This window comes from Clostridium sp. MCC353 (genome assembly GCF_018785315.1).
In the GTDB taxonomy this organism is placed as follows: Bacteria; Bacillota; Clostridia; order Lachnospirales; family Lachnospiraceae; genus CHH4-2.
Genome location: NZ_WQPN01000103.1, coordinates 1 through 10,121, shown reverse-complemented (window position 1 = coordinate 10,121; position 10,121 = coordinate 1). Strand labels below are relative to the sequence as shown.

Below are 10,121 nucleotides of genomic sequence, written 5' to 3'. Positions count from 1 at the left end.
TACTACATAATGCTTATTATGTGTTTTTCCATTTCATTAATCTCTCATAACATTTCCCAATATGAATTTCATTTTATATTACAAGTCTTAACTGGTTCAGCTTTTTCACCTGCTCCACGCTGCTGGTCATGGTATAGATTCTGGTGGTCTCTATGCTGGCATGTCCCAGAATATCCGCCAGGCGGACGATATCTTTTTCCAACTGATAGAATGACAGGGCAAACAGATGTCTCAGGTTATGAGGAAACACCTTCTCCCGGCTGACCTGGGCCGACAGGCACAGCTTTTTCATCTCCGCCCAGATATTGCTTCTGTTTAAAGGTTTCCCACCTTTTGTGATGAAGACAGGGCCGTTTACAATACCCCTTTTCCTGCAGTATCTCTGCAAAATGACGCACAGTTTGGGCGGCAGAAAAACCGTCCGCTCCTTTCCTTTATTTACAATACGGGCCCTGCCTTTTTCCAGGGTTTCCACCGTAATATACCGGTGTTCACTGACCCGGATACCGGTGCTGCAGATCGTCTGGATGAGCAGATCCAGCCGCTCATTCCGTCTTGTCCTGGCAGCCTGGACAAGCCTTTGGTACTCATTCCGGTTCAGTTCCTTATCCAGTTCCCTGAAACTCTTCCGCTGCAGCTTCAAAAGCCTCACCCTGCATTCCGGCCATGTCAGGTAAGACCAAAGGTTATTTAAGGCCACCAGCATGGAATTCGTACTGGCGGCCTTATACTTTTCCGACAAAAACTGCTTATAAGTCATCATGCATTCCTTTGTGACCAGTTTCTCATCCGGAAGCCAATTATAAAAAGCTCTGATATCCCTCTTGTATTTTTCAACTGTTGCCTTCGAGCGTTCTTCTTCAATCAGATATGTTTCAAACGCTGCCATCATCTCTTCTGTCAATAATCTTTCTGTCATTTCAGCAATCATCCTTTCCTGCGTTATATCAGATACATGCGCTTATTATAACCACAGAAAATGGTTTTTACTAAACCTCAACACGCTCGAATTCTTTTTTCAGCTTTTCCAACGCTTTTTTCTCTATCCGGCTGACATAAGAACGGGAAATATCAAGTTTTTCAGCAATTTCTCTCTGAGTATGTTCTTTTATTCCAAATAATCCGTAACGCATACTAATTACGATCTTTTCCTGATCCTTTAAGCAGCTTTCATAGGCCAGGTATAATTCCTTAACCTCCTGCTGCAGAATCAAACCTTCCAGTACTTCTTTATTTTCCAGTTCAATCACATCTACAAGGCTGACCGTCTCGCCGTCTTTATCCACCCCGATGGGCTCAAACAGCGAAACTTCTTTTGAATATTTTTTATTGGCCCGAAGAAGCATTAAGATCTCGTTTTCCACACATTTTGCGGCATACGTAGCCAGCCTTGATCCTCTGTCCACATTAAATGTGTTCACTGCTTTAATCAGGCCAATGGTACCAACAGACAACAAATCATCCATATCATGATCTGTATATTGATATTTTTTAACCACATGCGCTACCAAACGCATATTCCGTTCAATGAGTACAGACCTTGCCTCCTGGTCACCCTCTTTGTAGCGTTCCAGATATTCTCGTTCCTCTCTTGCAGTTAAAGGCTGGGGAAATGTCTTCAAAGAAAGCCACCTTAGCATTACTTAATCTTATTTTATGCTAAGATGGCTTTTTAAGTGCTTTTACACTTTTATTTTATTTTAACTAACCGTTTGCTCAAGAAGATGAACCGCCAGAAATGTTACTATTTTAGTGGTGGAACAGGCGGATTCCGGTAAACGCCATGGACATGCCATATTTATTGCAGGTTTCAATTACATTGTCATCGCGGACAGAACCGCCCGGCTGGGCTATGTATTTAACGCCGCTCTTGTAGGCGCGGTCAATGTTGTCCCCGAACGGGAAAAATGCATCAGAACCCAAAGACACGTCCTTCATCTGATCCAGCCATGCCCTTTTTTCCTCTTTTGTGAATACAGGCGGTTTTACCTTAAATGTGTGTTCCCAGATACCGTCGGCCAAAACGTCCATATAGTCGTCACCGATATAAACGTCTATGGCGTTGTCCCGGTCAGCACGGCGGATGCCGTCCACAAACTGAAGGTTCAGCACCTGAGGCGCCTGACGTAAAAACCAGTTATCCGCTTTGCTGCCCGCCAAACGGGTGCAGTGAACCCTGGACTGCTGCCCGGCTCCGATGCCGATGGCCTGTCCCCCCTTGGCATAGCACACCGAATTGGACTGGGTATACTTTAACGTGATTAAGGAAATCAGCAGGTCGCGCTTGGCGTCCTCAGGAATATCCTGATTCTCTGTCACCACATTTGCCAAAAGTCCGGCGTCTATATTCAATTCATTCCTTCCCTGTTCAAACACAATTCCAAATACCTGTTTCCGCTCAATCGGATCCGGCACATAATCCAGGTCGATCTGGATCACATTGTAGCTGCCGTTCTTTTTGGATTTTAAAATCTCCAGCGCTTCCGGTTCATATCCCGGAGCGATCACGCCGTCGGATACTTCCCTCTTAATGATACGGGCAGTGTCCGCATCGCAGATATCAGAAAGTGATATAAAATCACCAAATGAAGACATCCTGTCCGCTCCTCTGGCTCTGGCATATGCACATGCCAGTGGAGAAAGTTCCCCCATATCGTCCACCCAGTAAATCTTAGCCAGGGTTTCGTCAAGAGGAAGTCCTACCGCAGCTCCCGCCGGAGAAACGTGCTTAAATGAAGCCGCTGCCGGAAGTCCGGTGGCCTGCTTTAATTCACGAACCAACTGCCATCCGTTAAATGCATCCAAAAAGTTAATATATCCCGGTTTACCGCTTAAAACCTGGATTGGAAGCTCCTTTTCACCCCGCATGAATATTCTGGACGGTTTTTGATTTGGGTTGCATCCGTACTTTAACTCCAACTCTTTCATCTCTGCGCTCTCCTGTTCTTATTTATTCTTATTTACAATTCTGGTTTCATAGGTTCCCGAAGCGATATCAATATACCGTACAAACAGAGAAACTTTGTTGTCTTCATTCAAATTATCCCACAGCAGGCTGGTGAACTCATCAATTCCGCCCTTAATTCCAACCAGTTTCGGCTCCCCTTCAAAGCTGGGAAGCGGGCTGCCGTCATGCATATAGGTGTGGATAAAATGTCCCTCCCCTGCCACAGGGTTCTCATACGCAAACGTATAGCGGTTACATGCTTCCGGGTTTCCGTCACTGCTCTTTAAAATGGACATGGCATAATTGTATCTGCCATTTTCAATATGCATAATTCCTGAAATCCGGGGCGTATAATTAGGGCCGTCCGGCTCGAATTCACGGCTGCGCAGGGACTGTTCAAATGTGAGCTGTTTATCCATTCCTTCATAGATTGTATCGGTCTGATCGCCATTGGTCACAATGGTTTTATTTCCCAGAACCCGTACCGGAGCGTAAATGATCAGGCTTGGATCCGTCAATTTAGACGGGTCAAATGCCTGGGTGCGAATCCCCTCCCCATCTTCCACAAATACCCGGTTACGGCTGTTTTCACTTCTGCCCATAATAAAATATGCGGTTACGGCCGTTTTACCATCTTCTGTTTTTCCAATCACGATTCCTCTGCCCGGATAGGCATTATTCTTCAGTTCCTCTTCAATAGCCAGCATTTTCATCCGCTGATTCCTCCTAACTTTTTATGTAACCAGACCACTGCAGTGCGGTCTTTATCCTGCCCGGAGGGCTTTGTTATTCCATGAGACGACCTTTCTATGGAATAGAAAAACGCCTGGGCAGTATGACGAACAAAGGGATTCTCTCCTTTTGTTCCCAACAATGCCCAGGCGGTCGGCTCAATCTTCTTACGTGCTCCCCTGTGGTTTCCCACTCATCCGCCAGTCGCACGTCCTCTATTTATCATATAATATTATTTTTTCCTTTGCAAGAAGAAATTAATATTTTATCTCAGCTATTTTATCCCAGCGCCATTTGATCCCAGTGCCGTTATTCAAAGCTATTCGTTTCTTATGGCGGCCAGAGGGCTTAATTTCATCGCCCTTAACGCAGGGAAGAATCCAGCGGCCATACCCACAAAGATGGCGAACAGAATCGCTGATCCCGACAGCCACGGAGGGATTCTGGATATATCACCGTCAATTCCCATCATGAGCTGGGCAGCCCCTAAAAATTTATTGATGACAAAGGATAAGGTATAGCTCAATATAATGCCTATGATTCCTCCCATAAAACCGATAAAACCGGATTCCAGAAGGAACATATTCCGGATCACTCCCATATCACAGCCCAGCACTTTAATAATGCCGATTTCCTTCGTCCTTTCATAGATGGACATCATCATCGTATTGGCAATTCCAATAGCCGCCACAAACAGGGATACCGCACCAATACCGCCTAAAACAGCCTGAATCATGTTATACTGCTGCTGAGACTGTTCCAGCCATTCCATGCTGCTGTATGCCTGATAGCCCAAATCGGTGATCTCTTTCTGCACCGTGGTCACGTTGCTCATGTCATCCACATATACAACAGCCTGATCATAGATGAAGTAATTATACGGTTTTCCCTTTTTATTGGTCGGCTGTCCCGGAATCGGATCTTTTCCAAATACCTTTCGAAGCTGGGTTTTCAGCGCATCGATATCCACATAGACCTCATAGCTGTAGTTGCTCCAGTCATCAATTCCGCCTTCAACCATTGCCGCTGTAGGAATCATGTACTTTTTGGGAGGTTTGGAAGGGGTGCTGCCCTCTCCGCCGCCTCCGCTCTGAGCCTGAAAATATGCGTTTGTATCAAAAACCACAAACATGGGTTTATCCAGGAAATCCACGTCCGGAACCTCGTCATAATTACGGCGCCCGCCCTTACTCTTCGTATTGTAGAAATTACGGGCCACCTGGTTGCCGACTACCATCTCAAGCTCCCCTCCCGGTTCCGGGAGATGGCCTTCTCCGAGCTTAATCTGTTCCATGTATTCCCTGGATACCCCATTCATGCTCATTTGGGCTTCATAAACGCCCTGTTTCATCAGCACATAGAAGGACAGCAGGGGGGAAACGGACTGAACATGATCTACCCTTTTTAATAGTTTCATCGTTTCATCCGTAAGATAGCTGGGTTCTTTCGAACTGTCGCTATTGCCCCACCTGTCCTGGGAATATACAGTGATGGCTGTCAGGCTGCCGAAGGACTCATATTGTTCCATAGTCAGTTCGCTTAACCCGATTCCCAAAGAAACCATTACCACAATTGAGGCCGTACCTATAATAACCCCCAGAACGGTGAGGGCCGTCCTCAGCTTCCTGCGCCGCAGGTTATTTACGCTCATTGTGAGCAGATCAAGAAATCTCATCGTCTATCTCATCCTCTTCCAGGGCCGCTTTTTTCTTTTTTCTCTTTATAACGATAAATGTGACAACCGCGATGACGGCCAGAGCGGCTGCAGGCAGTATAATTAACTTATATTTGCTGAAAAAGGAGGGATTCTCTACCGGAATATCATCGAAATTCCCTGCCATAGAGTCATCAAAATCCATGGGGATTTCCTCTGTTACAAAAAGCGTCATTTCCTTTTCCAGCGCTGTCTCATGGCCGTTTTCATCTTCATAAGTGATGGTGATCTTTACCTTACCGTCATCGGCCGTAGGAGCAATTCCGCTGACCATCACATCCACGTTCCCGGTGTCACCCGGTTTGATATTGCCCACATAAGCGTCTGTGGTCTGAATGGAATCAGCTTCAAACTTGGCCATAACATTATAAAGAAGGACTTTTCCAGTGTTGTTGATAGCAAACATGACATTCGCTTCTGATCCTACATTAATGCTTTCCGGCATGATCTCAATGGTGCCTGTGTTGAGTCTGGCATGCTGAAGGACAGGAATGTCCACAACCACGCTTTCTTCCGCATTCTTAAACTCTGGGCTGTCATATTTTTCTTTGATCGTGATGGAATAGGATCTCTGATCAATGCTGGCCTTTGATATCATTTTAACACGGATCTCAGCAGTTTCTCCCGCCGGCATGGAATTGACAACCGTGGAGGAAGATCCCGATTCCATAGAAAAAACAGCGCTGTCTGAAACCTTTTCAGATTCTAAGGAGAACAGGATATTGCTGGCCGGAACATCGGCAGATGCATTCTTCATTCTCAAGATCAGCTCGAATTCCTCTCCGGCATAAATATTCTCCGGGATCGTCTCATAGCTGTCCACAATTAAACGGGCTTTTGTTCTGTCGTTTGCATTAAAATCACCTTTATTATCTTCCTTATCCTTATTGGTGACGCGCACAAAAAAGGATTCTTCCGCTTTTAATAAAGGGCCTTCCGAACTGTCTCTGTATGTAATCTCCAATTTAATGGGATAATATCCGCTGTACGCATCCTTTCTGATCATGAAGCTGTAAGGCAGTTCCACCGTCTCCCCGCCCGTAATTTTATCGAACCGGCGGTCATAGTTCGCATCGTTGATCTCAAATGGGAACTCCGTATCTTCCTTGCTCATCACCATGCCGACCGTAACATCCTGGGCCGAAATCGTGCTGTCATTCCTTAAATTCATGGTGAAGTTGAGGATATTCGGGTAAACCCCGTCAGGAGTGCTCTGGCCCTCTCCCAGCACAAATGTGATTGTTTTGTCATCTTCTTCATCATCGCTTGACGAACCTGTGGATTTGGAAATCCAGACATTGATATATTCATCCGCCAGCTCATTATTCTTATCATCGTAAACCTTAATGGGCACCGAATAATATCCTTCCGCGATATCCCGCCTTACCCTTGCTGAAATGGAAACGCTTTTTGAAGAGCCGTCTTTCAGGGATCCCACTTCTTTGATATCAAAGGTGTTGTCATTCACTTCAAAAGGGAATACATAGGTAGAATCCAGGTCTTCATCATCCGAAATGATCACATCGGTTGAGAGGGATATCCCCATCTTATTCCAGTCCCGTCCCGAACTGTTTTTCAAGGTGAAGGAAATGCTCATGCTCTTTCCTGTCTTACCGCTGGGCGTTTTCTTTGTAATAACGTAGTCATTGTCACTGGTATCAATCAGGGCAAAGGATGTAAGCGGCATTGCTCCCAGCAAAGTGATCACTGCCAAGATCCATACCAAACTTTTTTTCAGCATTTTCATACTCTAATCTCCTCTTTATTTAAGTTTCTTCCGCAGTCCGGCTTTCCTCGTCCGGATGGCGCCGTTCTTCTATCTTCAGTATCTTACCGTCCACAATGTGGAACTGCCTGTCCGCATAAGACGCTATATGATTGTCATGAGTGACCATAACAAGGGTTTGATTCTGCTCCCTCACGACCTTTCTCATCAGATTTAAGACTTCCATGGTCGTCTTGGTATCCAGATTGCCGGTAGGCTCATCGGCAAATATGATCTGAGGGTCCACAGCCAGGGCCCGGGCAATTCCGACACGCTGCTGCTGGCCTCCCGACATCTCATTAGCCTTGTGCTTCATCTGTTTCTCCAGCCCTACCAGCTTTAAATACTTTACGGCCTTTTTATTTCTTATTTTCTTGGGAATTCCTCTGAAAGACAGGGGCAGAGCCACATTCTCAACCGCATTCATGGTCTGCAGCAGATTATAGGACTGAAAAATAAAGCCCACATGCTTTCTGCGGAAGGCCACCAACTGGTTTTCAGTCATCTTCTCAATATGTGTTTTGGCAATCACAATCTGTCCCTTTGTAGGCTTTTCCAGCCCTGCCAGCATGTTCAGCAAAGTGGATTTTCCGGAACCGGACGGTCCGACAATCGCACAAAACTCTCCCTTATACATGGTAAAATCCACGCCGTTGAGGGCGTAAACCTTTGTCTCCCCCACTCTGTATATCTTATAAAGGTCTTTTACTTCAATAATGGGTATTCTGTTTTCTTCCAAAGCCCAGACCTCCCTTTTCATTTCTCTTGATTTATTATACAGTAAAAAACCAATTTGTACCGCCTGAATTTTCTTAAAGTTCCTTAAATATTCCTTACACGGCGTTTTGGCAAAACACAGCCGCCGCATTCTAAAAAAGTATACCATAATTTTGTAAAAAATTGTAGAAATATCCTGACTTATACTATATAATAGGGAAAGGAAAAAAAGGAGGTTCGAGATGAATACCATAGACGCCATTAAAACACGAAGAAGTATCCGCCGTTTTAAAGAGACTGCCGTTCCTCATTCTCTGCTGGAGCAGATTATCTCTGCAGCTTCATTTGCTCCATCCTGGAAGAATACTCAGGTAACCCGTTATATTGCTATTGAGGATTCCGGTTTACGGAACGCTATTGCCGATACCTGCTGTAGTGAGCATAATGCCCTTATTATAAAGCCAGCACCATTATTAGTCGCAACAACCTTGATCACAGGTCGTTCCGGTTATGAACGTGATGGCTCTTTTTCTACCATCCGGGGCGATGCATGGCAGGCGTTCGACTGTGGAATCGCATGTCAGACATTTTGTCTTGCAGCAAAGGAATTAGGACTTGACACAGTGATCCTTGGGCTTTATGATTTTGAGAAGGCGTCTGCCCTCATTGAGATTCCCGAGGGCCAGCAGCTGATGGCGCTGATCGCAATGGGCTATGGGGACGAAACTCCTGATGCTCCAAAACGCAAACCAGTAGAAACATTATTAACATACCGTTAAAAGGAGATAGTTATGAGACATTTACTAAACCCGCTGGATTTTTCAGTGGAAGAAATTGACCAATTGCTGGAACTCGCTACAGACATCGAACACAACCTGCCAAAATACAGCCATGTCTGTGACGGCAAAAAGATCGCAACTTTATTTTATGAGCCAAGCACCAGAACCCGTTTGAGTTTTGAAGCTGCCATGTTAAACCTGGGCGGCAATGTGCTGGGCTTTTCTTCTGCTGATTCCAGTTCCGCTGCCAAAGGCGAAAGCGTAGCCGATACCATCCGCATGATTTCCTGCTATGCGGACATCGCTGCCATGAGACACCCGAAAGAAGGTTCCGCTCTGGTCGCTTCCCAGGCTTCCAATATCCCTGTCATCAATGCGGGCGACGGCGGACACCAGCACCCCACCCAGACACTGACCGACCTGATGACAATCCGTTCCGAAAAAGGCCGTTTAAATAACATGACTGTCGGACTTTGCGGAGACTTGAAATTCGGCCGTACCGTTCATTCCTTAATCAATGCCCTGGTACGTTACCAAAACATCAAGTTCATCCTGATCTCCCCTCCCGAACTGCGCATTCCCGATTATATCCGCAAAGATGTGCTGGAAGCCAACCATATTGAATTTGAAGAGATCGGCAACCTGGATGACGCTATGCCGCAATTGGATATTCTCTACATGACACGTGTCCAGAAAGAGCGTTTCTTCAACGAAGAGGACTATATCCGCTTAAAAGACTGCTATATCCTGAACAAAGAAAAGATGAAACTCGCTAAAGACGATATGTTCGTTCTTCATCCGCTCCCAAGGGTGAACGAGATTTCAACCGAAGTGGACAGCGACCCAAGAGCCGCCTACTTCAGACAGGCACAGTACGGGGTCTACGTGAGAATGGCCCTTATTATGACACTTTTGGAGGTGAAGAAACCATGTTAAATATCAGCGGATTAAAAGAAGGCGTAGTCCTGGACCATATCCAGGCCGGAAAAAGCCTGGACATCTACTATCACCTGGGTCTGGACAAACTGGAATGCCAGGTAGCGATCATTAAAAATGCCAAAAGCAGCAAAATGGGCAAAAAAGACATCATCAAAATCGATGGTGATTTAGAACATATCGACTTAAATGTATTGGGCTATATCGATCACAATATCACAGTAAACATCATCCATGACAGCGTGATCCGCGAAAAACGCAGCCTGAAACTCCCCAAGAAAATCACCAACGTGATCCACTGCAAGAACCCGCGCTGCATCACATCCATCGAACAGGAACTTCCTCACATTTTCTATCTTTCCGATGAAAATACGGAAACCTACCGCTGCATGTACTGCGAAGAAAAATATTCTAAGTAATAAAATCTTTATTTAACGAGTTGGCAGGAGTTACGCCATGAAGACGGGGAATCTGGGGCAGGCGGCCGTGGATGAGAGGAATTGGGGGGCGGATTCCGACCCTAAGAAATAC

The 10,121-nt window shown here is 45.6% G+C and carries 10 protein-coding genes and 1 riboswitch; of the genes, 3 read left to right on the top strand and 7 right to left on the bottom strand.

Annotated features, from left to right (window positions below; all coding sequences use genetic code 11):
- Positions 1–73: 73 nt before the first annotated feature.
- From GPL15_RS17440 to GPL15_RS17410, 7 genes are all read right to left on the bottom strand, one after another.
- The gene (locus tag GPL15_RS17440) at positions 74–919 is read right to left on the bottom strand and encodes a tyrosine-type recombinase/integrase (protein ID WP_215699973.1); all 846 of its coding nucleotides are present in this window, start codon (positions 917–919) and stop codon (positions 74–76) included.
- A gap of 70 nt (positions 920–989) precedes the next feature.
- Positions 990–1,640, bottom strand: a complete 651-nt coding sequence (sigK, locus tag GPL15_RS17435; protein WP_346344998.1) for an RNA polymerase sporulation sigma factor SigK — start codon at positions 1,638–1,640, stop codon at positions 990–992.
- A 109-nt stretch (positions 1,641–1,749) separates the two neighbouring features.
- A complete protein-coding gene (locus GPL15_RS17430; RefSeq protein WP_215699971.1) occupies positions 1,750–2,928 on the bottom strand; it encodes a phosphoribosylaminoimidazolecarboxamide formyltransferase in 1,179 nt (392 codons plus the stop codon).
- Between the two features lie 18 nt (positions 2,929–2,946).
- Entirely contained in the window at positions 2,947–3,660 is a 714-nt protein-coding gene (locus GPL15_RS17425) for an IMP cyclohydrolase (protein ID WP_215699970.1), read from the bottom strand.
- A gap of 155 nt (positions 3,661–3,815) precedes the next feature.
- Positions 3,816–3,897, bottom strand: a riboswitch (ZMP/ZTP riboswitch).
- 101 nt (positions 3,898–3,998) lie between these two features.
- The gene (locus tag GPL15_RS17420) at positions 3,999–5,354 is read right to left on the bottom strand and encodes an ABC transporter permease (RefSeq protein ID WP_215699969.1); all 1,356 of its coding nucleotides are present in this window, start codon (positions 5,352–5,354) and stop codon (positions 3,999–4,001) included.
- On the bottom strand, positions 5,341–7,140 hold the full coding sequence (locus GPL15_RS17415) for a CARDB domain-containing protein (protein WP_215699968.1): 1,800 nt from the start codon (positions 7,138–7,140) through the stop codon (positions 5,341–5,343). Before GPL15_RS17415 ends, GPL15_RS17420 begins: the two co-directional genes overlap by 14 nt.
- Positions 7,141–7,159: 19 nt before the next feature.
- Positions 7,160–7,918, bottom strand: a complete 759-nt coding sequence (locus tag GPL15_RS17410; protein WP_215699967.1) for an ABC transporter ATP-binding protein — start codon at positions 7,916–7,918, stop codon at positions 7,160–7,162.
- Positions 7,919–8,117: 199 nt separating this feature from the next.
- On the opposite strand from GPL15_RS17410, the gene GPL15_RS17405 reads away from it, so the two are divergent.
- From GPL15_RS17405 to GPL15_RS17395, 3 genes are read left to right on the top strand one after another with little or no spacing between them, the layout of a single operon-like run.
- Complete coding sequence (locus GPL15_RS17405; RefSeq protein ID WP_215699966.1) at positions 8,118–8,654, top strand: nitroreductase family protein; 537 nt, start codon at positions 8,118–8,120, stop codon at positions 8,652–8,654.
- Positions 8,655–8,666: 12 nt separating this feature from the next.
- Entirely contained in the window at positions 8,667–9,590 is a 924-nt protein-coding gene (pyrB, locus tag GPL15_RS17400) for an aspartate carbamoyltransferase (protein ID WP_215699965.1), read from the top strand.
- Entirely contained in the window at positions 9,584–10,009 is a 426-nt protein-coding gene (locus tag GPL15_RS17395) for an aspartate carbamoyltransferase regulatory subunit (RefSeq protein ID WP_215699964.1), read from the top strand. The genes pyrB and GPL15_RS17395 overlap by 7 nt, the downstream gene beginning before the upstream one ends.
- The last annotated feature ends 112 nt before the right edge of the window (positions 10,010–10,121 follow it).

Bases quoted from the DNA above. Each gene is read 5' to 3' on its own strand.
- GPL15_RS17440 (WP_215699973.1), bottom strand. From the start codon at position 919: ATGACAGAAAGATTATTGACAGAAGAGATGATGGCAGCGTTTGAAACA.
- sigK (WP_346344998.1), bottom strand. From the start codon at position 1,640: ATGCTAAGGTGGCTTTCTTTGAAGACATTTCCCCAGCCTTTAACTGCA.
- GPL15_RS17430 (WP_215699971.1), bottom strand. From the start codon at position 2,928: ATGAAAGAGTTGGAGTTAAAGTACGGATGCAACCCAAATCAAAAACCG.
- GPL15_RS17425 (WP_215699970.1), bottom strand. From the start codon at position 3,660: ATGAAAATGCTGGCTATTGAAGAGGAACTGAAGAATAATGCCTATCCG.
- GPL15_RS17420 (WP_215699969.1), bottom strand. From the start codon at position 5,354: ATGAGATTTCTTGATCTGCTCACAATGAGCGTAAATAACCTGCGGCGC.
- GPL15_RS17415 (WP_215699968.1), bottom strand. From the start codon at position 7,140: ATGAAAATGCTGAAAAAAAGTTTGGTATGGATCTTGGCAGTGATCACT.
- GPL15_RS17410 (WP_215699967.1), bottom strand. From the start codon at position 7,918: ATGAAAAGGGAGGTCTGGGCTTTGGAAGAAAACAGAATACCCATTATT.
- GPL15_RS17405 (WP_215699966.1), top strand. From the start codon at position 8,118: ATGAATACCATAGACGCCATTAAAACACGAAGAAGTATCCGCCGTTTT.
- pyrB (WP_215699965.1), top strand. From the start codon at position 8,667: ATGAGACATTTACTAAACCCGCTGGATTTTTCAGTGGAAGAAATTGAC.
- GPL15_RS17395 (WP_215699964.1), top strand. From the start codon at position 9,584: ATGTTAAATATCAGCGGATTAAAAGAAGGCGTAGTCCTGGACCATATC.